24 protein-coding genes are annotated in these 26,415 nt (G+C 72.4%); 11 read left to right on the plus strand and 13 right to left on the minus strand.

What is annotated here, in order from left to right; genetic code table 11:
- Window positions 1-155 precede the first annotated feature (155 nt).
- The 4 genes from HPC71_RS09610 to HPC71_RS09625 are packed head-to-tail and all read right to left on the minus strand — an operon-like array spanning window position 156 to window position 3,716.
- A complete protein-coding gene (locus tag HPC71_RS09610; RefSeq protein ID WP_171896615.1) occupies window positions 156-1,238 on the minus strand; it encodes an NAD(P)H-dependent flavin oxidoreductase in 1,083 nt (360 codons plus the stop codon).
- The gene (locus HPC71_RS09615) at window positions 1,235-2,071 is read right to left on the minus strand and encodes a CoA-transferase subunit beta (RefSeq protein WP_171896616.1); all 837 of its coding nucleotides are present in this window, start codon (window positions 2,069-2,071) and stop codon (window positions 1,235-1,237) included. Before HPC71_RS09615 ends, HPC71_RS09610 begins: the two co-directional genes overlap by 4 nt.
- Window positions 2,068-2,961: a CoA transferase subunit A gene (locus tag HPC71_RS09620; RefSeq protein WP_154614451.1), complete on the minus strand. Its 894-nt coding sequence runs from the start codon at window positions 2,959-2,961 to the stop codon at window positions 2,068-2,070. The genes HPC71_RS09615 and HPC71_RS09620 overlap by 4 nt, the downstream gene beginning before the upstream one ends.
- Window positions 2,958-3,716 (minus strand): enoyl-CoA hydratase family protein, encoded by a 759-nt coding sequence (locus tag HPC71_RS09625; protein ID WP_154614450.1) that lies wholly within the window; start codon window positions 3,714-3,716, stop codon window positions 2,958-2,960. The genes HPC71_RS09620 and HPC71_RS09625 overlap by 4 nt, the downstream gene beginning before the upstream one ends.
- A gap of 38 nt (window positions 3,717-3,754) precedes the next feature.
- On the opposite strand from HPC71_RS09625, the gene HPC71_RS09630 reads away from it, so the two are divergent.
- From HPC71_RS09630 to HPC71_RS09640, 3 genes are all read left to right on the plus strand, one after another.
- Window positions 3,755-4,576, plus strand: coding sequence for an SDR family oxidoreductase (locus tag HPC71_RS09630; protein ID WP_154614449.1), 822 nt, complete (start codon window positions 3,755-3,757; stop codon window positions 4,574-4,576).
- Window positions 4,573-5,454, plus strand: a complete 882-nt coding sequence (locus HPC71_RS09635; protein WP_154614448.1) for an SDR family oxidoreductase — start codon at window positions 4,573-4,575, stop codon at window positions 5,452-5,454. The genes HPC71_RS09630 and HPC71_RS09635 overlap by 4 nt, the downstream gene beginning before the upstream one ends.
- A 225-nt stretch (window positions 5,455-5,679) precedes the next feature.
- Window positions 5,680-6,621, plus strand: coding sequence for a type IV toxin-antitoxin system AbiEi family antitoxin domain-containing protein (locus HPC71_RS09640; protein ID WP_171896617.1), 942 nt, complete (start codon window positions 5,680-5,682; stop codon window positions 6,619-6,621).
- A gap of 196 nt (window positions 6,622-6,817) precedes the next feature.
- On the opposite strand, the gene HPC71_RS09645 is transcribed toward HPC71_RS09640, so the two are convergent.
- On the minus strand, window positions 6,818-7,981 hold the full coding sequence (locus tag HPC71_RS09645) for a steroid 3-ketoacyl-CoA thiolase (protein WP_154614446.1): 1,164 nt from the start codon (window positions 7,979-7,981) through the stop codon (window positions 6,818-6,820).
- Between the two features lie 140 nt (window positions 7,982-8,121).
- Here HPC71_RS09645 and HPC71_RS09650 point away from each other — a divergent pair, with 140 nt between their 5' ends.
- Both HPC71_RS09650 and HPC71_RS09655 read left to right on the plus strand, forming a co-directional pair.
- The gene (locus HPC71_RS09650; RefSeq protein ID WP_253943975.1) at window positions 8,122-9,366 is read left to right on the plus strand and encodes a cytochrome P450; all 1,245 of its coding nucleotides are present in this window, start codon (window positions 8,122-8,124) and stop codon (window positions 9,364-9,366) included.
- A 43-nt stretch (window positions 9,367-9,409) separates the two neighbouring features.
- Window positions 9,410-10,651 carry a cytochrome P450 gene (locus HPC71_RS09655; RefSeq protein WP_253943976.1) on the plus strand — a complete coding sequence of 414 codons (1,242 nt, stop codon included), beginning with the start codon at window positions 9,410-9,412 and terminating at the stop codon, window positions 10,649-10,651.
- Between the two features lie 33 nt (window positions 10,652-10,684).
- On the opposite strand, the gene map is transcribed toward HPC71_RS09655, so the two are convergent.
- The 4 genes from map to HPC71_RS09675 form a co-directional block, all read right to left on the minus strand.
- Window positions 10,685-11,494, minus strand: coding sequence for a type I methionyl aminopeptidase (gene map, locus HPC71_RS09660; RefSeq protein ID WP_171896618.1), 810 nt, complete (start codon window positions 11,492-11,494; stop codon window positions 10,685-10,687).
- 115 nt (window positions 11,495-11,609) lie between these two features.
- Window positions 11,610-12,773 carry a thiolase family protein gene (locus tag HPC71_RS09665; RefSeq protein WP_154614445.1) on the minus strand — a complete coding sequence of 388 codons (1,164 nt, stop codon included), beginning with the start codon at window positions 12,771-12,773 and terminating at the stop codon, window positions 11,610-11,612.
- Window positions 12,773-13,825 carry a thiolase family protein gene (locus tag HPC71_RS09670; protein WP_154614444.1) on the minus strand — a complete coding sequence of 351 codons (1,053 nt, stop codon included), beginning with the start codon at window positions 13,823-13,825 and terminating at the stop codon, window positions 12,773-12,775. Before HPC71_RS09670 ends, HPC71_RS09665 begins: the two co-directional genes overlap by 1 nt.
- Before the next feature lie 70 nt (window positions 13,826-13,895).
- The gene (locus HPC71_RS09675) at window positions 13,896-14,915 is read right to left on the minus strand and encodes a Zn-ribbon domain-containing OB-fold protein (RefSeq protein ID WP_154614443.1); all 1,020 of its coding nucleotides are present in this window, start codon (window positions 14,913-14,915) and stop codon (window positions 13,896-13,898) included.
- A gap of 58 nt (window positions 14,916-14,973) precedes the next feature.
- Between HPC71_RS09675 and HPC71_RS09680 the strand changes: the two genes are divergently transcribed.
- The 3 genes from HPC71_RS09680 to HPC71_RS21075 are packed head-to-tail and all read left to right on the plus strand — an operon-like array spanning window position 14,974 to window position 18,260.
- A complete protein-coding gene (locus HPC71_RS09680) occupies window positions 14,974-16,017 on the plus strand; it encodes an LLM class F420-dependent oxidoreductase (protein ID WP_154614442.1) in 1,044 nt (347 codons plus the stop codon).
- Window positions 16,014-17,678 carry a fatty-acid--CoA ligase FadD8 gene (gene fadD8, locus HPC71_RS09685; RefSeq protein WP_154614441.1) on the plus strand — a complete coding sequence of 555 codons (1,665 nt, stop codon included), beginning with the start codon at window positions 16,014-16,016 and terminating at the stop codon, window positions 17,676-17,678. Before HPC71_RS09680 ends, fadD8 begins: the two co-directional genes overlap by 4 nt.
- 18 nt (window positions 17,679-17,696) lie before the next feature.
- Entirely contained in the window at window positions 17,697-18,260 is a 564-nt protein-coding gene (locus tag HPC71_RS21075) for a TetR/AcrR family transcriptional regulator (protein WP_253943977.1), read from the plus strand.
- Here HPC71_RS21075 and HPC71_RS09695 read toward each other — a convergent pair.
- Window positions 18,257-18,520, minus strand: a complete 264-nt coding sequence (locus tag HPC71_RS09695) for a hypothetical protein (RefSeq protein WP_154614439.1) — start codon at window positions 18,518-18,520, stop codon at window positions 18,257-18,259. The two genes, HPC71_RS21075 and HPC71_RS09695, sit on opposite strands and share 4 nt — an antisense overlap.
- Window positions 18,521-18,605: 85 nt before the next feature.
- Window positions 18,606-19,298: a PQ-loop repeat-containing protein gene (locus HPC71_RS09700; protein ID WP_154614438.1), complete on the minus strand. Its 693-nt coding sequence runs from the start codon at window positions 19,296-19,298 to the stop codon at window positions 18,606-18,608.
- 768 nt (window positions 19,299-20,066) lie between these two features.
- Here HPC71_RS09700 and HPC71_RS21080 point away from each other — a divergent pair.
- Window positions 20,067-21,386 (plus strand): HNH endonuclease signature motif containing protein, encoded by a 1,320-nt coding sequence (locus tag HPC71_RS21080; protein ID WP_154614437.1) that lies wholly within the window; start codon window positions 20,067-20,069, stop codon window positions 21,384-21,386.
- Between the two features lie 218 nt (window positions 21,387-21,604).
- On the opposite strand, the gene HPC71_RS09710 is transcribed toward HPC71_RS21080, so the two are convergent.
- Window positions 21,605-22,435, minus strand: a complete 831-nt coding sequence (locus HPC71_RS09710) for a crotonase/enoyl-CoA hydratase family protein (protein WP_154614436.1) — start codon at window positions 22,433-22,435, stop codon at window positions 21,605-21,607.
- A 46-nt stretch (window positions 22,436-22,481) separates the two neighbouring features.
- Between HPC71_RS09710 and HPC71_RS09715 the strand changes: the two genes are divergently transcribed.
- On the plus strand, window positions 22,482-24,158 hold the full coding sequence (locus HPC71_RS09715) for an acyl-CoA synthetase (RefSeq protein ID WP_171896619.1): 1,677 nt from the start codon (window positions 22,482-22,484) through the stop codon (window positions 24,156-24,158).
- A 7-nt stretch (window positions 24,159-24,165) separates the two neighbouring features.
- Window positions 24,166-25,272, plus strand: coding sequence for an NAD(P)H-dependent flavin oxidoreductase (locus HPC71_RS09720; protein WP_154611732.1), 1,107 nt, complete (start codon window positions 24,166-24,168; stop codon window positions 25,270-25,272).
- A 12-nt stretch (window positions 25,273-25,284) separates the two neighbouring features.
- On the opposite strand, the gene HPC71_RS09725 is transcribed toward HPC71_RS09720, so the two are convergent.
- Window positions 25,285-26,406 (minus strand): glycoside hydrolase family 6 protein, encoded by a 1,122-nt coding sequence (locus tag HPC71_RS09725; RefSeq protein ID WP_154614435.1) that lies wholly within the window; start codon window positions 26,404-26,406, stop codon window positions 25,285-25,287.
- Between the last annotated feature and the right edge of the window lie 9 nt (window positions 26,407-26,415).

Genomic DNA, 26,415 nt, shown 5'->3' on the forward strand with positions numbered 1-26,415 from the left:
TAGGGCCCGTCGGCGCGCCCCCGTGAGCGTGGCGGCGGCGGGGTAGTCCGACACGCCAGCGCCCTTGGTCGGCCGCCAAAGGGCGCGCCTGTGGCGGACTATCCCGCCGAAGGACGCCCCGTGCCCCGCCGGAGGCCCCGACCGGACGCGCCGACTCACCCGACGTACGACGCGGCGCGGCGCAGCTCGGCGGCGGCGCCGGTGACGATCCGGTCGATCAGGTCCTCGCAGCTGGGGAGGTCGTCGATGAGGCCGACGACCTGCCCGCTGGCCAGGACGCCCGCGGACGTGTCGCCCTCGACGAGGCCGGCCTTGAGCATCGTCGGGGTGTTGGCGGCCAGCGCCATCTGCCCCAGCGTGCGGCCCTGGGCGCGGCGCATCGAGCGGCCGTCGCGGGCCAGCGCGAGCCAGCCCATGCCGCTGTCGCGCTTGAACTCCAGCGTCCGGCGCGCGGTCGGGGCGAGCCGCCGGAGCGTGCCGGTCTCCTCGAGCTCGGCGACCAGGTCGGTGCGGAGCATCCGGTGCGGCATGCCGTCGACCTTCGCGGTCACGACCGTGTCGGTGAGCCCGCGCTCGAGGTAGAGCCGCTTGACCGCGTCGGGGACGGCGCTGTCCGAGGTGAGCAGGAAGCGGGTGCCCATGCCGACCCCGGCGGCGCCGTACGACAGTGCGGCCGCGAGGCCGCGGCCGTCGAAGAACCCTCCGGCGGCGACGACCGGGATCTCGCTGCCGGCCCCGCGGAGCGCGTCCAGCACGCTGGGCAGGAGCAGCGTGGTCGGCACCGGGCCGGTGTGGCCGCCGCCCTCGCCGCCCTGGACCATCACCGCGTCGGCGCCCCACGAGGCGACCTTGACCGCGTGCTTGGCCGCGCCGATCGACGGCATCACCACGACGCCGTTCTCCTTGAGCATCGCGATCAGCTCGGGCTTGGGGGCGAGCGCGAAGGAGGCGACCTTCACGCCGTGCTCGACGAGCAGCCGGCACCGGTCCGGTGCGTCCGCGGCGTCGGCGCGGAGGTTGACCCCGAACGGCTGGTCGGTGCGGCCCTTGACCTCCACGATCGCCGCCTCGAGCTCGGCGAAGGTCATGGTGGCGCTGGCCAGGATGCCCAGCCCGCCGGCGTTCGCGGTGCCGCTGACCAGGCGCGGGCCGGAGACCCAGCCCATGCCGGTCTGCACGACCGGGTGGCGGACACCGGTGAGGTCGGTGAGCGGGGTCCGCAGCAGCTGCTCGATCACCGGCCGGCCACCTTCTGTGAGCGCTCTTGCGGTGCCTCCTGCGGGACCTCCTTGAAGCGCAGCCCCTTGGGGTCGAGCACCTCCCGGATGATCACCAGCTCCTCCGCGGTCGGCTCGCGGGTGGTCGGCACCTCGGCCGGCACCTCGAGCTCGAAGCCGGTCGCCTCGCGGACCGCCTCGACGTCGACGCCGGGGTGGACGCTGAGCAGCCGCACCGTGTCGCCCGCGCCCTTCACGTCGAGGACGGCGAGGTTGGTGACGATGCGGTGGATGTCGTTGTACCTCGCCGCGGCCGGTCCGGCCTCCATCGCCCTCTTCGGGCCGACGCCGGTGACGATGTCGACGGCCTCGACGAAGACGCGGGGGGAGTGCTTGGGCACCCAGTACGACGTCCGGTTGTTGACCGTGTTGCCCGGCGCGCCCCGCGAGCCGAGCAGCTGGCGCTTGGGGCGGGCCCAGTCGCCGATGGCGGAGATGTTCTGGTTGCCGTGCCGGTCGACCTGGGTCGCGCCCATCATCACGTGGCGCGGGCCGTGGGCGACGACGTCGAAGACCTTCCGGAACGGGATCCAGCCCTCGACCACGTCCGCCTTCGCGAACAGCGGCGGGACGCCGGCGAGGAACAGCGACTCGCCGTCGCTGATCACCAGGTCCGGGTTGCTCGTGAGCTTCGCCAGGCGCACGCCCAGCATCGGCAGCAGGCCCATCGGGCTGGCGAAGATCTCCCCGTCGTCGCGGAACGCGTCGGCGATCGCCGCCGCGCACAGGTCGGCGCGGGTGGTCCCGGTGCTGCCGGTGCTGCCAGTGCTGCCGGTGCTACCTGTGCTGCTCACTTGCCCTCCTCGGTGAACGCGGCGACGGCGGCCTGGTAGGCGTCCTCGTCCCCGGACAGGAACCGCTGCTCGAAGGCCGTCCAGTCCTCGGCCGACCCGCCGGCCGCGGCGGCGTACGCCCGCTGGAAGCGCTCGTCGCGCTCGTAGTCGGGGGTGCAGGTCGTGAAGTGCGCGCCGTTGGGGGTCTCGACGACGCCGTCGACGAGCATCCGGCTCAGCAGCAGCCGCTGGACGGGGGTGTCGACGGTCAGGCCGGCGGTGTCGACGACCTGCTCGCAGGAGACGAACGCGCGGTCGGCGGCCATGCAGAAGAGGTCGTCGAAGTACGGGTCGGGCCCGAGGTACGTCGCGTTGCCGTGCTTGTCGGCGCGGTTGAGGTGGACCAGGGCGACGTCGAGGTGGAGCGCCGGCACCGCGACCAGCTCCTCGTGGGTGCCGTCGGCGGCGGCGTACGGGCTGGTGACGGTCGAGATCCACGGCTGGTTGACCAGGACGTCGGAGCCGAGGCCGGCGCGCATCGGCAGGAACGGCAGCCGCTGGGCGGCGGCGCTCAGCCCGGTCTGGAACATGCCCTCGTCGAGCTCGACGAGCTCGGGGATCGTGCCGTCCTGGCGGGCCCGCTGGAAGTTGGGCTCCAGCGGGACGCTGTCGAGGGAGACGAAGGCGAAGACCAGCTTGCGGATCTTGCCGGCGCGCGCGAGCAGGCCGACGTCGGCGCCGCCCCAGCTGACGATGGTCAGGTCCTTCAGGTCGCTGCGCAGGATCGCGCGGACCAGCGCCATCGGCTTGCGCCGCGGGCCCCAGCCGCCGATGCCGATGGTCATGCCGTCGCGCAGCTCGCCGACGACCTCGTCGATGCTCATCCGCTTGTCGCGGGGTCCCTTGGTCATCGCGTGGCCGCCTTCTCGGTGCCGGCGAAGTCATCGCGGAGCTCGTCGCTGACGCCGGCGAGGTTGAGCTCGAAGGTGAAGCCCTGCTCGAACCGGTAGCTCTTGTTGACGTCGATCGGGTCGATGCCGTTGAGCGCCTCCTTGGCGGCGCGGACGACCCGGGTGTCCTTCGCGGCGATCTCCGCGGCGAGGGCCATCGCGGCGTCGTCGAGCTCGGCGCGCGGGACGACCTCCAGCACGCTGCCGAACTGGACGAGGTCCTTCGCGGGGATCGTGCGGGCGGTGAAGTAGAGGGTGCGCATCATGTGCTGGGGCACCAGCCGGGCCATGTGCGTGGCGGCGCCGAGCGCGCCCTGGTTGACCTCGGGGACGCCGAAGTAGGCGTCGTCGCTGGCGATGACGCAGTCGGCGTTGCCGACCAGGCCGACGCCGCCGCCGAGGCAGAAGCCGTTCACCGCCGCGACGACGGGCACCGCGCACTCGTAGACGGCCTTGAACGCCGCGTAGCAGCCCTTGTTGGCCCCGATCAGCGCGCCGAAGCCGCTGCTGTGCTGCATCTCCTTGATGTCCACCCCGGCGTTGAAGCCGCGGCCCTCGGCCCGCAGGACGACGACGTGGGTGGCCTGGTCGCGGCCGGCCTCGTCGAGCGCGGCGGCCACGTCGAACCAGCCTTGGACCGTGAGGGCGTTGACCGGTGGGTGGTCCATCGTGACGACGCGGATCCCGTCCGCGCGGAGCTCCGAGGTGATCGGCATGGGTGCCAACCTAGCATTTGCTTGGTAGGGTCGCACCCATGTCGCTCGCCCTCGATCTGTCCGGCCGCGTCGCCCTGGTGACCGGTGGTACGCAGGGCATCGGGCTCGGCATCACCCGGTCCTTCCTCGCCGCCGGCGCCACGGTGGTGACCTGCTCGCGGTCGGCCGTCGAGCCGCTCGCCGGCACGACCCACCACGTGTGCGACGTCCGCGACGCCGAGGCGGTCACCGGGCTCGTCGACGCGGTGGTGGCCGCCCACGGGCGGCTCGACGTGCTGGTGAACAACGCCGGCGGGGCGCCGTACGCGCTGGCCTCGGAGGCCTCCCCGCGCTTCCACGACAAGGTCGTCGGGCTGAACCTGATGGCTCCGCTGGTCGCCGCGCAGGCGGCGAACCGAGTGATGCAGGGCCAGCCCGGCGGCGGCGCCATTGTCAACGTCTCCTCGGTCTCGGCCACCCGGCCCTCGCCGGGGACGGCGGCGTACGGCGCGGCGAAGGCCGGCCTGGACTCCCTGACTCGGTCGCTGGCCGTCGAGTGGGCGCCGCGCGTGCGGGTGAACTCCATCGACGTGGGGCTGTGCCGCACCGAGCACACCGACGACCACTACGGCGGCGACGCCGGGGTCGCCGCCATCGAGCGAACCATCCCGCTGGGGCGGATGGCGCGGCCCGAGGAGGTCGGCCACGTGGCGGTCTTCCTCGCCAGCGACCTCGCCTCCTACGTCTCCGGCGCCCGCCTGGAGTGCCACGGCGGCGGCGAGCCGCCCGTCTTCCTGTCCGCCCTGACTTCCCCGGCCCCCTCGACCCCCTCGACCCCCTCGACCCCCTCGACCCCCTCGACCCAGGAGCAGAACCGATGAGCACCCTCCTCGACGGCCGCGTCGCCATCGTCACCGGCGCCGGCCGCGGCATCGGCCGCGCGCACGCGCTCGAGCTGGCCCGGCACGGCGCGAGCGTCGTGGTCAACGACTACGGCGTCTCCCTCTCCGGCGAGGGCACGGGGGAGACCCCCGCGGAGTCGGTCGTCGCCGAGATCGAGGCGATGGGCGGGCAGGCGGTCGCCAACGCCGCCGACGTGGCCGACTTCGCCGCGGCGGAGGCGATGGTCCACCAGGCCGTCGAGGTCTTCGGCGGTCTCGACATCCTGGTCAACAACGCCGGCTTCGTCCGCGACCGGATGCTCGTCAACACCTCCGAGGAGGAGTGGGACGCCGTCATCCGGGTGCACCTCAAGGGCCACTTCGCGCCGCTGCGGCACGCCGGCGCGTACTGGCGGGCCGAGGCCAAGGCGGGTCGCACGCGCGCCGCGCGGGTCGTCAACACCTCCTCCGGCGCCGGCCTGCAGGGGTCGATCGGCCAGGCGACGTACTCCGCGGCGAAGGCGGGGATCGCCGGCCTCACCCTCGTCGCCGCGGCCGAGCTCGGCCGGTACGGCGTCACCGTCAACGCCATCGCCCCCGTCGCCCGCACCCGGATGACCGAGGGCGCCTTCGACACCTCCGCCATGCCCGAGCCCGAGGACAACTCGCCCCTCGTCGCCTGGCTGGCCTCCGAGGACGCCGGCGACGTCACCGGCCGCGTCATCGAGATCGAGGGCGGCACGATCACCCTCGAGAACGCCTGGGCCCACGGCCCCTCCCGCGACAACGGCACCCGCTGGTCGGCCACCGACCTCGGCCCCGTCGTCCGCGACCTGATCGCCTCCGCGCCTGCTCCCGAGCCGGTGTACGGGGCGTAGGCGGCTCGCGCGGCGTCTGTCGTTTCATCAAGGTATGCAGGCGAACCGTCACATCCCTCGGTGAACTCACCCCGGGGAGTGATGGTTCATCAAGGTATGCAGGCGAACCGACGCCGAACCGCCGAACCGCCCACCCAGCCTCCACAGGCACGTTGCCGCCCGTGCTGTCCCCAGGGTCCGCCCGGGACGGGGCGCGCCGGGGGTCCGTCCGCCGACGGTCGGACCATGGACCCCCTACGAGTGCTCGCCGAGGAGATCGGCTTCTTCACGCGTGCTCAGGCCCGTGATGCCGGGTACGCCGATCGTGACGTCACCCGCGCCGTCCGGCAGGGCTTGTGGCGCCGGATCCGCCGCGGCTACTACACCTTCGGCGACCTCTGGCGGATCGCCGACCCCGTCGACCAGCACCGGATCCGCAGCCGCGCGGTGATCGATTCCCTCGGCGACCGCGTCGCCTTGAGCCACGTGTCCGGCGTGATCGAGCACGGGGTCGACGTGTGGGGCCTGGACCTGTCCCGCGTGCACGTCACGCGGCTCGACGGCGGACCCGGCCGGATCGAGGGAGATGTCGTCCACCACGAGGGGTTCTGCGGCGCGGGCGAGGTCGTCGAACGAGATGGCCGACGGGTGCTTCCGCCCGAGAGGTGCGTCGTCGAAGCGGGCTCGCGGACCGACAACGAGCGGGCCCTGGTGATGATGGATTCCCTGCTCCATCGAGGTCTGGTCGAGCACGGGGAGCTCTTCGCCCAGTTCGAGCTGATGGCCCGCTGGCCCTTCGTGCAGCACCTCCATCTCGCCGTCCGCATGGCCGACGGGCGGGCGGAGTCGGTGGGCGAGTCACGTGGTCGCTACCTCTTCTGGAGTCACGGCTTGCCCGTGCCTCAGCTGCAGTACGCCGTCCGCGACTCCAAGGGTGCCGTCGTGGCCACGAGCGACTGGGGCTGGCCCGAGCACGGGTTGCTCGGGGAGTTCGACGGCCAGCTGAAGTACGGCCGCCTTCTGCGGCCCGGCCAGGACGCCGGCTCCGTCGTCTTCGCGGAGAAGCAGCGTGAGGACCTCGCCCGCGAGGTGAGCGGGATGGGGATGGTGCGGCTGGTCTGGTCGGACTACGACCGGCCGGCCCTCACGGTCGCTCGCGTGCGTCGTGCGCTGCGTCTGTCCGGCTGAGCACCAGCCGTCCGGGCCGTCCGGCGCCGTCCGGGCCGTCCGGCGCGGGGATCCGTGGCGGATCGAAGCGTCGGTTCGGCTGCATACCTTGAGCAAGCGCCACTCCCCAGCGTGAGTTCACACGGGGGAGTGGCGGGTTCCCTGCATACCTTGATGAAACTCCGGCCGGCCGGCCGCCCCCAGCAGCCCGCGAGGATCAGACCCGCTCGAGGATCGTGCCGGTCGCCATGGCGCCGCCGGCGCACATGGAGACGAGAGCGGTGGCGGCGTCGCGACGCTCGAGCTCGTGCAGGGCGGTGGTGATGAGCCGGGTGCCGGTGGAGCCGACGGGGTGGCCGAGGGCGATGGCGCCGCCGTTGACGTTGACGCGGTCCATGTCGACCGAGTGCTGGCCGGCCCAGGACAGCGCGACGGAGGCGAAGGCCTCGTTGATTTCGAACAGGTCGAGGTCGGAGATCGACATGCCGGCGCGGGAGAGCGCGCGGGAGGTGGCCTCGATCGGCCCGTCGAGGTGGTAGTACGGGTCGGAGCCGACCAGGCAGTGCGTGACGATCCGGGCGCGGGGGGTGAGCCCGAGGGAGCGGGCCTTGTCCTCGTCCATGATCAGCACGGCCGAGGCGCCGTCGCTGATCTGGGAGGACGTGCCGGCGGTGTGCAGGCCGTCGGGGAGGACGGTACGCAGCGACGCGAGGCCCTCGGAAGTGGTGTCGCGCAGGCCCTGGTCGCGCTCGACGAGGCGGGTCTCGCCGGTGGGGGAGCCGTCCTCGTCCAGGACCGGCGCCTCGATCGGGGCGATCTCCCGCTTGAAGCGGCCCTCGTCGACGGCCACGCGAGCCTTCTGCTGCGAGGCGAGGCCGAACGCGTCGAGGTCGGAGCGGCTGAGGCCACGGTTGCGGGCGATCCGGTCGGCGGCCTCGAACTGGTTGGGCATGTCGATGGTCCAGTCGTCGGGCCGCGGGTCGCCCAGCCCGGGCGGCACGTTGCTGCCGAGCGGGATCCGCGACATCGACTCGACGCCGCAGGCGATGCCGACGTCGATGGTGCCGGCGGCGACCATGTCGTGGACCAGGTGGGCCGACTGCTGCCCCGAGCCGCACTGCGCGTCGATCGCGGTCGCGCCGGTGTGCTGGGGGAGCCCGGCGTGCAGCCACGCCCGGCGGACCATGTCGTTGGACTGCTCCCCGGCCTGGGTGACGCAGCCGCCGACGACCTGCTCGACCAGCTCGGGGTCGAGGCCGGCGCGGGCCAGCACCTCCCGCTGGGCGAACCCGAGCAGGACGGCCGGGTGCACGCCGGCCAGCCACCCCTTCCTCTTGCCGAGGGGGGTGCGGACGGCGTCGATGATCACGGGAGTGCCCATGCGGGCAGACTAGAACAGGTTCTCGTTCCGCGGGAGACCTGGCCGTGGAGACGCGGACAGTCCTTCCCTTCCGTACCGAGAGTATGTAACCTCCACCACTAGAACGTGTTCCACTAGTGCCGACCCGCAAAGGACCGCCCGTGACCTCTCTCGCCCTCCCGGTGTTCGACCCCACCGACCCCGACGTGATGGCGGAGCGCCTGCCGCACGAGGAGCTGCTCGCGCTGCGGCGTACGTCGCCGGTCTCGTGGATCGCCCAGGACGAGGCGGCCCGCGCCGGGTTCCCGGACCACGAGGGCTACTGGGCGCTGAGCCGCCACGCCGACGTCGCCGCGGTGTCGAAGGACCAGGTCAACTTCTCCACCCGGGAGAACGGCGTGATCATCCGGTTCGCCCCGGAGATGACCCGCGAGGAGGTCGAGCAGACCGGCTTCCTGCTCATCAACCACGACGCCCCCGACCACACCAAGCTGCGCCAGATCGTCTCCCGCGCCTTCACCCCCCGCGCGATCAACGCGCTGCACGACGGGCTCAAGGCGCGCGCGGAGCAGATCGTCGACGACGCGGTCGCCAAGGGCGAGGGCAACTTCGTCGAGGACGTCGCCGCGGAGCTGCCGCTGCAGGCCATCGCCGAGCTGCTCGGCGTGCCGCAGGCCGACCGCGGCAAGCTCTTCGAGTGGTCCAACCAGATGCTGTCCTACGACGACCCCGAGGTCGAGGGCGACCAGATGACGGCGTTCATGGAGATCCTCGCCTACTCCATGGCGCTGGCCGACGAGCGCCGCACCAACCCGCAGGACGACATCCTCACCCGCCTGGTCACCGCCGACGTCAAGGTCGGCACCGAGGAGGGGCGCGGCCTGACCGACGACGAGTTCGGGTTCTTCATGATCCTGCTCGCGGTCGCCGGCAACGAGACCACCCGCAACGCGATCACCTGGGGCATGCACGCCTTCCTGCAGAACCCCGACCAGTGGGAGCTCTACAAGCGCGAGCGCCCCGCGACCGCGGTCGACGAGATCATCCGCTGGGCCACGCCGGTCACGGTCTTCCAGCGCACCGCGATCAACGACGTCGAGATCGGCGGCCAGGCCATCGCCAAGGGTGACCGGGTCGGGCTGCTCTACGCGAGCGCCAACTTCGACGAGGACGTCTTCGAGGACCCGTTCCGCTTCGACATCATGCGGGACCACAACCCCCACCAGGCCTTCGGTGGGCACGGCGCGCACTACTGCATCGGCGCCAACCTGGCCCGGCTGGAGGTCGACCTCATCTTCCGCGCCCTGGCCGACCGGGGCGTGGACCTCACCCAGCTGTCCGAGCCGCGCAAGCTGCGCAGCTCGTGGATCAACGGGGTCAAGGAGCTGCGCGTCGCCTACCGGTGACGTCCTCGGGGCCGGCTCGACCACTCAGGTTAGGGAGAACGCAGTGACCGCATCCGACGTCCTCGTCGAGGGCTTCGACCCCACCGACCCCCTCGTGAACGAGACGGCCGTCCCGCACGAGCAGTTCCGCGCGATGCGCCAGGCCGGGCCGCTCACCTGGGTCGAGCAGGCGCCCGGAACGTACGACGGCATGGCCCCCGAGTCCGGGAACGGCTACTGGGCCGTCACCCGGCACGCCGACGTCTCCACCGTCTCGAAGAACTCCAAGGACTGGTCCAACGCCGAGAACGGCGCGATCATCCGGTTCTCCGAGGGCATGCTCCGCGAGCAGGTCGAGATGCAGCGGGTGATCATGCTCAACCAGGACGCCCCCGAGCACCCGACGACCCGCCAGATCGTCTCGCGCGCCTTCACCCCGCGCTCGATCAACGAGCTCGAGGACCTCATGCGCCAGCGCGCGGAGACGATCGTGCGCGGGGCGGTCGAGCGCGGGACCGGCGACTTCGTCGAGGAGGTGGCCGCGGAGCTGCCGCTCCAGGCGATCGCCGACCTCATCGGCGTCCCGCAGGAGGACCGGTTCAAGCTCTTCGACTGGTCCAACCAGATGCTCGCCTCCGACGACCCCGACTACCCGGGCGACCCGGACGTCGCGGCCGCCGAGATCCTCGGCTACGCGATGACGATGGCCGCCGAACGACAGGCCAACCCGCGCGACGACCTGATCACCCGCCTGCTCAACGCCCACAAGGGCGAGCGCGGGCTCACCGACGACGAGTTCGGCTACTTCGTCATCCTGCTCGCCGTCGCCGGCAACGAGACCACCCGCAACGCGATCTCGCACGGCATGAACGCCTTCCTCGACAACCCCGACCAGTGGGAGCTGTGGAAGGCCGAGCGGCCGGCGACGATGATCGACGAGGTGGTCCGCTGGGGCACCCCGGTCACGGTCTTCCAGCGCACCGCGGTGCGCGACGTCGAGATCGGCGGCGTCACCGTGACCCGTGGCCAGCGGGTCGGGCTGTTCTACGCCAGCGCCAACTTCGACGAGGACGTCTTCGCCGACCCGTTCCGCTTCGACATCACCCGCGACCCCAACCCGCAGCTCGGGTTCGGCGGCCACGGCGCGCACTACTGCCTCGGCGCGAACCTGGCCCGCCAGGAGATCCGGGTCATCTTCGACGCCCTGGCCGACCACGCGCCCGACATCGCCAAGGAGCGCGAGCCGCGACGGCTGCGCCACTCCTGGATCAACGGGCTCAAGGACCTCCCGGTCCGCTACGCCTGAGGCGATCCGCCCGAGCTGCTCGGGCGGAGTCCGCTACGCCTGAGCCGGCGCGAGCCCGCCCTTGAGGACGGGCTCGCGCTCGCGCGCGGTCAGCACGAGCGGGCCGTCGGCGGTGATCGCGATGGTGTGCTCCATGTGGGCGCCGCGGGAGCCGTCGAGGCTGCGGATCGTCCAGCCGTCGGCGTCGGTGAAGATCTCGTCGGTGGTGTGCAGGAACCACGGCTCGATCGCGATGACGAGCCCCGGCTTCAGCGTGAAGCCGCGCCCGGGCCGACCGTCGTTGGGGATGTGCGGGTCGCCGTGCATCGTCCGGCCCACGCCGTGCCCGCCGAACTGGGTGTTGATCCGCAGCCCCGCCTCGCGCGCGACCGAGGCGATGGCGTGGGAGATGTCGCCGACCTTCGCGCCCGGCTGGGCGGCGGAGATGCCGGCCTCGAGCGCGCGCTGGGTGGTGTTGATGAGCGCGAGGTCCTCGGGTCGGGCGGTGCCCACGACCAGGGAGTACGCCGAGTCCGAGACCCAGCCGTCGACGCTCGCGGCGAAGTCGACGCTGAGCAGGTCGCCGTCCTGGAGCACGTAGTCGCGGGGGAGCCCGTGCAGGACCGCGTCGTTGACCGAGGTGCACAGCACCTTGCCGAAGGGCGAGGCGCCGAAGGACGGGTGGTAGTCGATGTAGCACGACTCCGCGCCGCGCTCGCGGATCATCTGGTGCGCGAGGGCGTCGAGCTCGAGCAGGTTGACCCCCACGTCGGCGGCCTCGGCGAGCGCGGTCACGACATCGGCGACGAAGCGCCCGGCGGCGCGCATCTCCTCGATCTGGGCAGGGGTGCGGAGCTCGATCACGGGTCCGAGCCTAGACGGCCCGCGGGCGCCGGACCGCCCGGGGCGCGCGGTGGCCCCGGGCGGTGCTCGGACGATCTCCGCAGGCGGGTCGCTCCACGTCGGGCACGGTGCGGGGTCAGCTCGTCGGCTTGTCCGCGCCGACGACCCACATCGCGAAGAACTGCGACCCGCCGCCGTACGCGTGGCCCAGCGCGCGCCGCGCCCCGTCGACCTGGTGCTCGCCGGCCGCGCCGCGGACCTGCAGGGCGGCCTCGCCGAAGCGGAGCATCCCCGAGGCGCCGATCGGGTTGGAGGAGAGCACGCCGCCCGAGCAGTTGACCGGCAGCGTGCCGTCCATCGCGGTCCCGCCGGACTCGGTGAGCTTCCACCCCTCGCCCTCGGCGGTGAAACCGAGGTTCTCCAGCCACATCGGCTCGAACCAGGAGAACGGCACGTAGATCTCGGCGGCGTCGATCTCCCGCAGCGGGTCGGTGATCCCCGCCTGCTTCCACAGGTACGCCGCGGCGTCGCGGCCGGCCTGGGGGTTGACCTGGTCCCGCTCGGCCGCCGTGGTGGCCTCCGAGCGCATCACCGTGCCGTGGATCCAGGCCGGGTTCGGCGAGGCGGCCGCGGTGTCCTCGTCGACGATCACCATCGCGCAGGCCCCGTCGGAGGAGGGGCAGGTCTCGTCGTACCGGATCGGGTCCCACAGCATCTGCGAGGCCAGCACCGACTCGACGGTGGTGTCGGGGTTGCGCAGGTGGGCGTAGGGGTTCTTCAGGGCGTTCTGCCGGTCCTTGGCCGCGACGACCGCGCCCACGTGGGTGGGGGCGTTGGAGCGCCGGATGTAGGAGCGCACGTGCGGGGCGAAGTAGCCGCCCGCGCCGGCGTGGACGGGCATGTTGAACGGCACCGGCACCGAGAGCGCCCACATGGCGTTCGACTCCGACTGCTTCTCGTAGGCCACGGTGAGCACGCGCTGGTGCACGCCGGCCTGGACGAGTGAGGCGGCCACGATCGCCGTCGAGCCGCCGACCGAGCCGGCGGTGTGCACGCGCAGGAGCGGCTTGCCCGCCGCGCCGAGCGACTCGGCGAGGAAGAGCTCGGGCATCATCACGCCCTCGAACAGGTCCGGCGCCTTGCCCACGACGATCGCGTCGATGTCGTCCAGGGACAGGTTCGCGTCCTCGAGGGCCCGGTCGATGGCCTCGCGGCACAGGCCGGCCATCGAGACGTCCTCGCGCTTGGCGCGGTGGTGGGTCTGGCCGACGCCGACGATCGCGGCTGGCTGCTTGGCCATCAGTTCCTGCCCTCCATGGTGCACACGATGTTCTGCTGCAGGGCCGGGCCGCTGGTGGCGTGGCCGAGGACCTTGGTCGCCTCGCCCTGCCAGACCTTGCGGGCCGCCTCGCCGAAGCGGATCAGGCCGCCGGTGAACATGGGGTTGCCCGCGAGCGCGCCGCCCGAGGGGTTCACCGCGACGTCGGCGGGCAGGCCGAGCTCGCGGCGCAGCACCAGCTCCTGGTGGCTGAACGGCGCGTGCAGCTCGGCCACCTCGACCCCGCCGAGGTCGACACCGGCGCCCGCGCGGGCGGCCGAGGGGGAGCGGGTCAGGTCGCGGGTGCCCATGCTGATCGGGTCCACGTAGTGGCTCAGGCCGGTGATCCAGGCGGGCCGGTCGCAGACCTCGCGGGCCCGGTCGTCGGCGGCGAGCACGATCGCGGCCGCCCCGTCGGTGACCGGCGCGCAGTCGTGCTTGCGCAGCGGGTCGGCGTAGACCGGTCGCGCCAGCAGCTCCTCGACCGAGGAGCCGCCCTTGCGCACGGCGTACTCGTTCTTCTCGGCGTCGGTGAGCGAGCGGTTGACGACCTCGGCCATCGCCCGCTCGTCCCACAGCCCGGCGTCGATGCCGGCGCGGGCCTGCAGGCCGGCGAGGGAGACGGTGTCGGGCCACAGCGGCGTCATCGTGTACGGGTCGAGCTGGAGCGCGAGCGTGCGGCGCAGCACGCCTGCGGAGCTCTTGCCGAAGCCGTAGACCAGCGCGGTGTCGACCTCGCCGGTCTGGATCTTCAGCCAGGCCTCGTAGAGCGCCCACGCGGCATCCATCTCCACGTGCGACTCGTTGACCGGCGGGATCACGCCGATGGCGTCGACGGCCTGGACGAAGGAGAAGGACCTGCCGGCCAGGTAGTCGGAGGACCCCGAGCACCAGAAGCCGATGTCGCGCCGGGTCCACCCGGTCTGCTCGTAGCACTCCGCGAAGAGCGGGACGAGCAGCTCCACGCACGTGGGCGACCCGTCGAACTCCTCCATCTGCCGCTGGGCGAACCCGACGACGGCAACTTCTCTCAAGACAACTCCTTGGGGCTTCCGGGGTCCCCGCGGCGCTTGCGAGCGCCAGCGAGCAACGGCGTGAGGTGGGTCACAAATGCTGCTTGTAGGTGTCGAAGTCCGCGTCCGGCTCGCCGGTGGGACGGAAGTGGCTGATGTTCTCGATCGTGGTGCCCCACTCCTCGCGGGGCTTCCAGACCGCCTCGACCCGCATGCCCATCCGGACCTCCTCGGCCGGGATGTCGAGGATCAGGTGGAGGAAGGCGATGTCGGCGCCGTCGAGCAGCACGTACGCCGACACGTACGGCGGCTTGATCCGCTGGCCCAGGAAGGGCACGTTGACCACGCAGAACGTCGTCACGGTGCCGGTCTGGGAGAGCTCGACCTCGTCGGTGGTCGGCGTCCCGTCCGCGGGGCAGGCGCTGCGCGGCGGCACGTAGACCTTGCCGCAGGTGGGGCAGCGCTGGCCGATGATCCGGCCCTCGGCGAGCGCGCGGTAGAACGCGGACTCCTCCGGGGAGGCGGCGTAGAGGTAGTCGAGCTCGACGGGGGTGATGACTGTGGTCACGGCGGCGGGCCCGTCACCGGATCTCGACTGCTCCGTCGCAGCCTCGTCCCTCGGCTGCGGTCGCGCTCGATCTGGCCCGCCGGCGCCGATCTCGACTTCGTCGAGCTCGACGACGGGCTCGAAGCAGGCGATGTCGGTGATCGCGCCGACCCGCTCGGGGGCCCAGCGGATCCGCACGCGCATGCCGGTGCGGACCTGGTCGGGGGAGGTGACGTCGAGCGCGTGCACCAGCGGGGCGTCGGCGCCGTCGAGGGTGACCAGGACGAAGGCGAACGGCCGGTCCAGCGGCTGGCCGGCGACCGGCTCGGGGACCCAGGTCCACGAGGTGACGGTGCCGGTGTCGGCGACCTCGACGAAGTCGTCGAGCTGTCGGTGGGTGACGGGGTCGAACTCGGGCGGGGGGACCACGACGCGGCCCTCGGAGGTGCGGCCGCCGACGACGCGCTGGTCGCGCAGCCCGGTGAGGAACCGACCCAGGACGGGGCCGGTGGACCGGGTGTAGTCGAAGGCGACCGTGACCGGAGCGGACAAGGTTCGGGACATGGTCCGGAAGTGAAACACGTTCTAGAAATCGCGGCAAGGGTCTGCCAGGGTGGCGGACATGAAACTCGGACTGCAGCTCGGCTACTGGGGTGCCCAGCCGCCCACGGGGGTCGCGGAGCTCGTCGCGGCGGCCGAGGACGCCGGCTTCGACGCCGTGTTCACCGCCGAGGCGTGGGGATCCGACGCGTTCACCCCGCTGGCCTGGTGGGGGCGGGAGACGACGCGCCTGCGGCTCGGCACCTCGATCGTGCAGATGTCGGGCCGCACGCCCACCTCGATCGCCATGCACGCGCTGACCCTGGACCACCTCAGCGGCGGCCGCGTGGTGCTCGGCATGGGCGTCAGCGGGCCGCAGGTGGTCGAGGGCTGGTACGGCCAGCCGTTCGCGAAGCCGCTGGCCCGCACCCGTGAGGTCGTCGACATCATCCGCCAGGTCCTCGCCCGCGAGGCGCCGGTGACCAACGACGGGCCGCACCACCCCATGCCGTACGCCGGACCTGGGGCGACCGGCCTCGGCAAGCCGCTCAAGCCGATCGTGCACCCGCTGCGGGCCGACATCCCCATCTGGCTCGGCGCCGAGGGACCCAAGAACGTCGCGCAGACCGCCGAGATCGCCGACGGCTGGATCCCGATCTTCTACACGCCCCGCTCGGCGGGGATGTACCAGCCCTGGCTCGACGAGGGCTTCGCACGACCCGGCGCGCGGCGTACCCGGGCCGACTTCGAGATCGCCGCGACCTGCCACCTCGAGATCGTCGAGGACGCCGCCGGCAAGCAGGCCGTGATCGACGCGATGAAGCCGTTCGTCGCGCTCTACATGGGCGGCATGGGCGCCAAGGACCAGAACTTCCACAAGCAGGTCTTCGAGCGGATGGGCCACGCCGCCCTGGCCGACGAGGTGCAGGAGCTCTACCTCGCCGGGGAGAAGGACCGGGCCACCGCGCTCATCCCCGACGACCTCGTCGACGACATGCACATCATCGGAACCGCGGGCGAGGTGCGCGAGCGCGTCGCCCAGTGGGAGGAGACCGGAGTGACCACCCTGCTGCTCAGCTGCCGTTCCGCGGACGAGGTCCGCCGCGTCGCCGAGGTGCTCGCATGAGCGCCCCGACGATCGACGCCCCGGCCACCGAGGACCTCCTGCGTCTCGGCACCCACAACGGCCACCTCATGGTCGCGGCGCTGAAGAAGCACCGCACCAAGCCCGTCATGATGTTGTCACCGTCGTCTGGCGAGGGATTTGCCGAGACGTTGGTGGGCGGCCAAGTGGCCGATCGGATCAGCCAGTACGTCCAGGCGTTCGAGGCGCTCGGCGCCGGCCGCGGCACCGCGGGCGCGCTGCTCGCGCTCAACCGGCCCGAGGTGCTCTTCGTCCTCGGCGCGGGGCAGACGCAGGGCTACCGGCGTACGTCGCTGCACCCGCTCGGCTCGCTGGAGGACCACGCCTACGTCATCAACGACGCCGAGATCACCACGCTGGTCATCGACCCCAACCCGATGTTCGTCGAGCGGGCGCTCGGCCTGCTCGAGCGCTGCCCCGAGCTGACCACGGTGCTCACCCTCGGGCCGGTCCCGGAGGCGCTCGCCTCGACCCGCGCGGAGGTCGCCGACCTCACCGCGAAGGCCGCGGAGTTCGACCCGCGGCCCCTCGAGGCCGTGCCGCTGCCGCACGACCACGTCGTCTCGATCACCTACACCGGCGGCACGACCGGCAAGCCCAAGGGCGTCATCGGCACCGCGCGGCAGATGAACACGATGACCCAGATCCAGATGTCGGAGTGGGAGTGGCCCGAGTCGCCCCGCTTCCTCATGTGCACCCCGCTCTCGCACGCCGGCGCCGCGTTCTTCGTGCCGACCGTGCTCAAGGGCGGCTGCCTCTACGTGCTCGCGAAGTTCGACCCGGCCGAGGTGCTGCGCACGATCGAGGAGCAGCGGATCACCGCGACGATGCTCGTGCCCTCGATGCTCTACGCGCTGATGGACCACCCGGACTCGCGCACCCGCGACCTGTCCTCGCTGGAGACCGTCTACTACGGCGCCTCGGCGATCAACCCGGTGCGGCTGCGCGAGGCGATCGACCGGTTCGGGCCGATCTTCGCCCAGTACTACGGCCAGTCCGAGGCGCCGATGGTCATCTCCTACCTCGGCAAGGAGGACCACGTGTCCGGCGGGGACCGTCGGCTCTCCTCCTGCGGGCGGCCCTCGGCGTTCCTGCGCGCCGCGCTGCTCGGCGAGGACGGGCAGCCGGTGCCCCCCGGTGAGCCGGGGGAGATCTGCGTGGCCGGGCCGCTGCTGGCCGGCGGCTACTGGAAGCTCCCCGAGCCGACCGCGGAGACCTTCCGCGACGGGTGGATGCACACCGGCGACGTGGCCCGCGAGGACGAGGACGGCTTCTGGTACATCGTCGACCGGACCAAGGACATGATCGTCACCGGCGGCTTCAACGTCTTCCCCCGCGAGGTCGAGGACGTCGTGGCCGAGCACCCGGCGGTCGCGCAGGTCGGCGTCATCGGGACCCCGCACGAGAAGTTCGGCGAGGCGGTCACCGCGATCGTCGTCCTGCGCGAGGACGCGCCGCGCGACGAGGAGTCGGTCGCCCGGATGACCGCCGAGATCCAGGAGATGGTCAAGGAGCGCAAGGGCTCGGTGCAGTCGCCCAAGCAGGTCGTCGTCGCCGACGCGCTCCCGTTGACCGCACTGGGCAAGCCGGACAAGAAGGCGCTGCGCGCGCAGTACTGGACCGGGGACCGCGCCGTCGGCTGAGGCACTAGCCTGCGGCGCGTGACCGGCACCAGCACGCGCGCGGCGATCGCGGAGGCGGCGCGGCGCCGGTTCCAGGCCGGGGGGTACGCCGCCACGTCGGTGCGTGCGGTCGCGGCCGACGCCGGGGTCGACGCCGCGCTGGTCATCCGGCACTTCGGCTCCAAGGAGCAGCTCTTCCTCGAGACCGTCGACGTCGAGGGCGCCTTCGAGCAGGCGCTGGACGGTCCGTTGGACCGGCTGGGGGAGCGGCTCGTCGCCCTGGTGCTCGACGACCGGCTCGGGCGGGTGTTCCGCACGACGTACCGCGCGATGATCCGGGCCACTGACAGCGACCAGGTCCGCGCGCACCTGCTGGCCGCGATGGACGCGACCCTGGCGGCACCGCTGGCCGAGCGGCTGTCGGGCCCGGACGTCGCGCTCCGCGCGCGGCTCGTGGCCGCGCAGGTCGGCGGCCTGCTGGAGGCGGTCGCGATCCTCGAGGACCCGGTGGTCCTGGGCGCGCCGGGGGAGCAGCTGGTGCGGTGGTACGGCGCCGCCGTCCAGGCGCTGGTCGACGGCGCCGTACCCCCGGCTGCTGGCTAGAGCAGGCCCTGCACCGAGCGGCTCTCGCCGTCGCGGCCGACGACGAAGAGCGTGCCGTCGGCGTTCTCGAGGTACTCCCGCACCGGCTCCAGGTCGAGCCCGGACGCCTCGGCGATCTCGGTGTCCTTGACCGAGGTCACCGACTGGCCGAAGCCGTCCGGCGGGGCGAGCTCCTCGCCGGCGCCGCCCTGGGCCTGCTGCCACAGCGCGCGGATCGTGTTCTGCAGGTCGTCGGTCGTTGCTTCCATGTCGCTGGTCATGCCGGGCTGGTACCCGACCGCCGCGTCGGCAACGGCCCCATCCGCTGTGGGCAACCGCACGCCCGTGGTGGGGCGGCGGGCGGTGTCAGGCGGTGGCGACGCGCCAGGCCTGCGGGAGACGGGTGTCGACCGCGACCACCACCCGGGCGACCCGGGGGCCGAGGCGGCCGGCCGACAGCGAGCCGAGGGTGCGGCGCGGGGGCAGGCGGCGCCAGAGGATGACCGCCGACAGCGCGCCGGAGACGACGCTGGCGACGAGCACGACCGGGTCGCCGACGGCCAGGCCGTAACCGGCCCACAGTGTGGGGCTGACGAAGCCGAGGACGACGCTGAGCGGCGCCAGGCCTCCCAACGGCGCACCCGAGAGCGCGACCCGGACCTGGGGCACCTTCGCGCCGAAGCCGATGACCGCCGCGAGCGTGGCGGCCGCGAACGGCGAGGTCAGCCCGACGACCGCGGTCGCGATGCCGATCGCGCCGGCCACCAGCGCGACGCCCTGCCACGGGCGCAGCGCACCGGCGAGGACGAGGGCGTGGGCGAGGACCGCGAGCAGGGCGAGGTTCACGACGTTGTTGGCGACCTGGGCGACGTCGAGGACGGCGAGCCCGTAGGCGCACCACGACGCGCAGCACAGCAGCGAGAGAGCGACCGTGCCGGTCGAGAGCCCCTCGGTCGCGCGGGTGCGGAGCGACCGGAGGACCTGGGGGAGCTGGGTGAGCAGGGAGAGGGTGATGGCGACGGAACAGAAGGCAGCAGCAGAGAGCAAGACGAAAGACACAGACGGAGGCTGGGCACGGCTCGACGGCCGTACGGGTGGGGGAGCGGAGGTCGTTCCGGGGACGACCCACGGCGCACGGGCCCGGGGACCGAGGACCTCGGGGGTCCCGGGGCGGGCAACATCGGCGCGTCATCCATCCTGCGCCGAGCCCCTCCCTCACCGCGAAGCCGACGGCGACGCGAGTCCCGTCACACAGTGCCTCGGGGTCAGTGGCCTCGGGTCAGCGCCACGGACGCCGCTGTTGGTCGACCAGGAGGCGCCCTGGCGCCGACGTGTCGAGGCCCCGTGAGCCGAGCTTCGGCCTTCGGGCCCGCCCGCTGGTCGAGCAGGAGGCGCCCTGGCGCCGACGTGTCGAGGCCCCCGCCAGCCGAGCTTCGGCCTGCGGGCCCCCGCCGGCGCCCTGGCGCCGACGTGTCGAGGCCCCGTGAGCCGGCCTTCGGCCTGCGGGCAGCGGGTGGTTGCGGTTCTGGCAGTTATGGGACCGGGTACGTCGTGGGTTGCGGTTCGCTGCCGGGTCTCTGGTCGTCGCCTTCCGCTGGTCGAGCAGGAGGCGCCCTGGCGCCGACGTGTCGAGGCCCCGTGAGGTGGACTTCGGCCCGGGGGCCGTGGGTGGTCGTGGTCCTTGGCAGTTACGGGGCGAGGTACGTCGTGGGTTGCGCGGCGTCGCCGGCTCACCGGCCGCCACTCCGGTCTGGCGCGTCCGACCAGTTCGACAAGATCTTCGGGCGCACCTCTTTCATTCGAGCAGATGTTCGACTAGAATGAGGCATGGCCTTGATCGCGACGCTCGAGCACCCGCTGGACACCCCAGCCGACGTGCTGAGCCTCGCGCGGGCCAAGCAGCGTGCGGCCAACGCGGCCGAGGCCGAGCTCCTCGAAGCGGCGGTCCAGTGGTGCGTGCTGCACCCTGCCGAGTCGTTGGACGATGCGGCGACGTGGTCGGTGTTCCGCGGGTTCGGTGACAAGCCGGTCTGCCTGGCGGGTGAGGGTGCTCCGTTCGTGACGGAGTTCGCGGTGGTCGAGTTCGCGGCCGGGCTGGGGAAGTCGGAGGACGCCGGCCGGGCCTATCTCGCCGAGGCGCTCGAGCTGCGGTACCGGCTCCCGAAGCTCTGGGCCAAGGTGACCTCCCTGGATCTGCCGGCCTGGAAGGCACGTTCCCTGGCGCGTCGGACGCTGCACCTGCCGAAGAAGGGCGCGGCGTTCGTCGACACCCACCTCGCACCCGTCGCATCCACCATCGGGCCGGCGGCTCTGGAGCGGTTGCTGGAGGAAGCGCTGGTCCGGTTCGACCCCGACGAAGCCCAACGTGTCGCCACCGAACGGGCCGAGGCCCGGCACGTGACCATCCAGTCCCGCCAGGTCTCCTTCGACGGGCACGTGGACGTGTGGGCGACCCTCGACCTGGCCGACGCGCTCGACCTCGACGACGCCCTGACCAAGGGCGCGGCGAGGCTCGAGGCCCTCGGGTGCGCCGACACCCTCGACGCCCGCCGCTCCGTGGCGCTCGGCGACATGGCGCGGCGGCAGCTGAGCCTGGAGTTCGACACCGACCCCAAGCCCCTGGTCGTGCACGTGCACCAGCACCCCGACGGGACGCTGGACGACATCACGCGCGTGGAGAACGTCCGCGGGTTCGTCCTCACCAGCCAGCTCGCGGACTGGTGCACCCGCGCCGCCCGCAGCACCGCGGCGAACACGATCATCGTGAAGCCGGTCATCGACCTGAGCGAGCGGATCCACGTCGAGGCCTACGAGGTCCCCGACCGCCTCTCGACCCAGACCCGGCTCCGGGACCACCACTGCGTCTTCCCCTGGTGCACCCGCCCCGCCCACGCGAACAGCCGGGTCGACGACGACCACGTGACACCGCACAGCCGCGGCGGACCGACCGCGACCGAGAACATCGCGCCCCTGTGCCGACGCCACCACCGCGCCAAGACCCACGCCGGCTGGTCGCAGCATTCACCGTCGCCAGGAACGTTCGAGTGGCGCAGCCCCACCGGACTGACGTACCGGGTCGACCACCACGGCACCCACGACCTGGGGCCCGAACCACCACCCCAGCCGCACGAAGCGCCCCTCCGATAGCCCCACCGCCACGTCCCCGCCGGAGCAACCAGCTGGCGGGGCGCAGGCACGCCCGTAGCGCGCGCCGGCGCACCGCCGCCTGTCGGGTCAGCGCCTGGCGATCCGCCGGAGCAACGAGCCGCCGGGGTAGAGGCGCGCCCGGCCACTGGCCACGAGCCACAAGGTCGCGAGCCGCGGATCAGATGCGGTGGGCTCGGGCGGAGGCAGGCGACGGAGCCTCAGGAGGCGGTGAACTGCGGCGGGCGCTTCTCGGCGAACGCGCGCGGGCCCTCCTTGGCGTCGTTCGAGGCGAAGACGGCGGCGCCGACCCGGGCGTCGTCGCGCCAGGCCTCGTCCTCGTGCTTGCCCTCGGACTCGCGCATCGTGCGCAGGATGGCCTGGACGGCGAGCGGGCCGTTGGCGGCGATCATGTCCGCGATCTCGTGTGCCTTGGCGAGCGCCTGGCCGTCGGGGACGACGTGTCCGACCAGGCCGATCTCCTTGGCCTCGGGGGCCTTGATGTGCCGGCCGGTCAGGAGCAGGTCGGCGGCGACGGTGTACGGGATCTGCCGCACGAGCCGCACTGCGGAGCCGCCCATCGGGTAGAGGCTCCAGCGGGCCTCGGAAATGCCGAACTTCGCCGACTCCCCGGCCACGCGGATGTCGGTGCCCTGGAGGATCTCGGTCCCGCCGGCGATCGCGGGCCCCTCGACGGCGGCGATCAGCGGCTTGGTGAGCCGGAAGCCCTTGAGCAGCCCCTTGATCACGGTCGGGTCGTACTCACCGGACTCAAAGCTCTCCGACGGCGGCCGCTTCGACATCGACTTCAGGTCCGCGCCGGCGCAGAAGTAGCCGCCCGCGCCGGTGAGGATGCACACCCGGATCTCGGGATCGGAGTTCACCCGGTCCCAGGCCTGCTCCATGATCGCCAGCATCTCGCCCGACAACGCGTTGCGCGAGGCCGGCCGATTCATGGTCACCACCAGCTTGTGACCGTCCTGCTCGACGAGGCAGTGCGGCTCCTCCGCGGCGGCCGACGAGGTGGGCTGGGGGGCGTCCGTGCTGGTCATGGCGGGATGCTAGCCAAAAACGAGAACGTGTTCTAGTCTCCGGGCCGTGGCTCACAACATCGCTGACCTCTTCGAGCACGCGGTCGACGCCGCGCCCGACAACCTCGCCGTGAAGGTGGGGGACCGGGTCGCCACGTACGCCGACCTCGAGGCCGAGTCGAACAAGCTGGCCCACTACCTGCAGACGCAGGGCATCGGCCCCGGCGACCACGTCGGCATCTACGCCAAGAACAGCATCGAGCACGTCGTGGCGGTGCTGGCAGTGGTGAAGATCCGCGCGGTCAACATCAACGTGAACTACCGGTACGTCGAGGGCGAGCTGAACTACCTCTTCGACAACGCCGACGTGGTCGCGCTGATCCACGAGCGCCCCTACGCCGACCTCGTCGCCGCGTGCTTCCCGAAGCACGAGAACCTGCGGGTGGCCGTGGTGATGCCCGACGCGATCGACGCCGACGACACCAGCGACGTCTCGTCGTACGGCGGCGTCCTGTGGGCGGACGCGCTGGCGGGGCAGTCCGCCGATCGCGACTTCGGCGAACGCCGCGGCGACGACCTCCACATCATCTACACCGGCGGCACGACCGGCTTCCCCAAGGGCGTCATGTGGCGCCACGAGGACTTCTGGCGGGTGCTCGGCGGCGGCATCGACTTCTACAGCGGCGCCCGGCTCGACGAGTACGACCAGTCCAAGCAGGCCACGGACCCGCGGATGGTCACCTTCCCGCTCAGCCCGCTCATGCACGGCGGCGCGCAGGCCGGCCTGCTCATGCACCTCTTCGCCGGCCACCTGACGATCCTCGAGCCCAAGTTCGACCCCGTGCGGACCTGGGAGATCATCGACCGCGAGAAGGTCCAGCTGATCTTCATGACCGGCGACGCGATGGCCCGCCCGCTGATCGAGGCCTACGAGGCCGGCGACTTCGACGGCTCCAGCCTGTTCGCGATCTCCAGCAGCGCCGCGATCTTCAGCCCGCCGGTCAAGAAGCGGTGGATGGACGCCTTCCCCAACGCCGTCTTCACCGACTCCATCGGCGCCTCGGAGACCGGCTTCCAGGGCATGGGGATGCAGGAGAAGGACAACATCAGCCCCGACGGCCCCGTCGTCGCGCTCGGCCCGGCCAGCGTGGTCATCGACGAGGACAACCGCCTGCTCGACGTCGCCCAGGACATCGGCAAGGTCGGCCGCCTCGGCCGCGGCGGGCACGTCCCGGTCGGCTACTACAAGGACGAGGCCAAGTCCGCCGCGACCTTCCTGACCATCGATGGCGAGCGCTACTCCGTGCCCGGCGACAACGCCCGGATCGAGGAGGGCGGCAAGGTCACGCTCCTCGGCCGCGGCTCGAACTGCGTCAACACCGGCGGGGAGAAGGTCTACCCCGAGGAGGTGGAGATGGCGATCAAGGGCCACCCGGCGGTGTACGACGTGCTCGTGGTCGGCGTGCCCGACGAGCGCTACGGCCAAGCGGTCGCCGCGGTGGTCGAGCTCCGCGAGGGCCACGCCCTGGAGCTGGAGGACCTGCGCTCCTACCTGCGCGCCCACCTGTCGGGCTACAAGCTGCCCCGCGCGCTCACCCTCGTCGACCGGGTGCCGCGCAACGCCACCGGCAAGGCGCAGTACCCCAAGGCCAAGGAGCTGGCGCTGGCCACCTCCGCCACCCCGTCAACCCCGACGTCCGCCCCGACGTCCACCCCGACGTCCACCGCACCCACGGGAGCCTGAGCACCTGATGCGTACCCCCCTCTGCGACGCCTTCGGCATCGACTACCCGATCTTCGCCTTCACCCCCTCCGAGCACGTCGCGGCCGCGGTCTCGCGCGCCGGCGGGCTCGGCGTCCTCGGCTGCGTCCGGTTCAACGAGACCGAGGAGCTCGAGCGGACGCTGAGCTGGCTCGACGAGAACACCGACGGCAAGCCGTACGGCGTCGACATCGTCATGCCGATGAAGGTGCCGGACGAGGTCAAGGGGCTCGACGTCTCCTCGATGATCCCCGAGGAGCACAAGCAGTTCGTCGACCAGACGCTGCTCAAGCTCGGCGTCCCGCCGCTGCCCGAGGGCGAGGGCCGCGAGGGCGTGCTCGGCTGGCTGCACTCGGTCGCGCGCAGCCACCTCGACGTGGCGCTCCAGCACCGCCCGGTGCTCATCGCCAACGCGCTCGGCTCCCCGCCCAAGGACGTCATCGACAAGTGCCACGAGCACGGCGTGAAGGTCGCCGCGCTCGCCGGCGCGGCCAAGCACGCGCTCAGCCACGTCACCAACGGCGTCGACATCATCATCGCGCAGGGCTACGAGGCCGGCGGCCACACCGGCGAGGTCGCCAGCATGGTGCTGACCCCCGACATCGTCGACGCGGTCGGGCCGGACGTCCCGGTGCTCGGCGCCGGCGGGATCGGCTCGGGCCGCCAGGTCGCCGCGTCGCTCGCGCTCGGCGCGCAGGGCGTGTGGACCGGGTCGATCTGGCTCGGCACCGAGGAGTACCGCAACCTCTCGGCCAACCACTCCGCCTGGGAGACCGCGTTCACCCGCGCCACCTCCAGCGACACCGTCCGCACCCGCGTCTACACCGGCAAGCCCGCGCGGCTGCTGAAGACCAAGTGGGTCGAGGCGTGGGCCGAGGAGGGCGCCCCGCAGCCGCTGCCGATGCCGCTGCAGAACCTCCTCGTCGCCGAGGCGCACAACCGGATCGTCGCCTCCAACGACCCCGACGTCATCTCGATGCCGGTCGGCCAGATCGTCGGCCGGATGAACGAGGTCCGCCCGGTCGCCGAGGTGATGGCCGACCTGGTCGCGGAGTTCGAGGCGACCGTCAAGCGGCTCGACGGCCTGGGCGGCTAGCTCCAGCCAGGGTCAGCCGGCGGGGTACGGCGTGGTGCGGGCGACCGCGAGCGCCCGCCCGAGGTCGAACGGCTTGGCCTGGCGGCGCAGCCACGGGCGGCCGGCCCAGAGGTAGCCGTCGACGTGCTCGGCCGCCAGGCGGCGTACGTCGTCGGGCAGGCCCCAGCGCTCGTCGGCGACCCGCCAGGTCGGCGGGATGCCGAGGGTGACGCAGCGGCGCTGCTTCGCGGTCCGGCAGGCCGGCGCGTGGTCGAACCGGCCGCCGTGGTGCTTGCGGTTGTACTCCCAGGTGAAGCCGCGGCCGTTCTGCGCGGTGTCGACGGTGAAGTGCTTGCCGGTGATTCCGCGCGCCGCCAGCGCCTCGACGACCCGGGCGCCGAACCGGACCTGGCGGGCGGTCGTCTCGTAGTGCGTGGTGTTGAGGTGGAACCCGCGGACCTTGCGGATCCCGGCGCGGACGAGCTGGGTGACGGCCAGCTGCGGGTCGAGGTGGTTCCACCCGGCCGAGCCGACCTCGATGTAGACGCTGGTGCGGGGGAGCGCGGCCAGGGTGCGCGCGGCGTACCCCACCAGCCGGGAGAGCTGGGTCGACCCGCGCGGCGCGCACAGCGCGAACGGCCCGTCGGGCTGGAGGACGACCGCGGCGCGGGTGTCGCCGAGGGCGCCGGCGAAGCTGCGGATCCACCGCTTGTACGACGCCTTCTCGGCCGCCGTGGGCAGCCGGGTGCACGCCTCGTGCTCCCAGGGGACCATCCGGAAGACGGTCAGCTGCACCAGCGCGTCCCGGTCGCCGCCCTGGGCGTTCGCGACGTACTCCCGCACCTTCGCGGCGATGTCGCGGTCGGCGATCCAGTCGCCGAACCACTTCGCCTTCGGTGCGTGCGCGATCCGACCGAGCAGGTCGCGCTTGCGGCCGCTCGCGCGCTCGTAGGGAGCCCACGCCATCTCCGCGCCGCCGCGGTAGACGCCCCAGGTGCCACCGGCGAGCGGGTTGTCGCCCGCCGCGGCCTCCGACGAGCGCGCGGCAGCGGAGCCGGCCGAGGAGGACCCCGCCGGCGCGGCCGGGACCAGGGCGAGCAGGAGCGCCACCGCGAGAGCAGGCAGCAGCGGGAGCAGCGGCGGCCGGGGGGACATGGGGGCGAG

Source organism: Nocardioides marmotae (assembly GCF_013177455.1).
Lineage (GTDB): Bacteria > Actinomycetota > Actinomycetes > Propionibacteriales > Nocardioidaceae > Nocardioides > Nocardioides marmotae.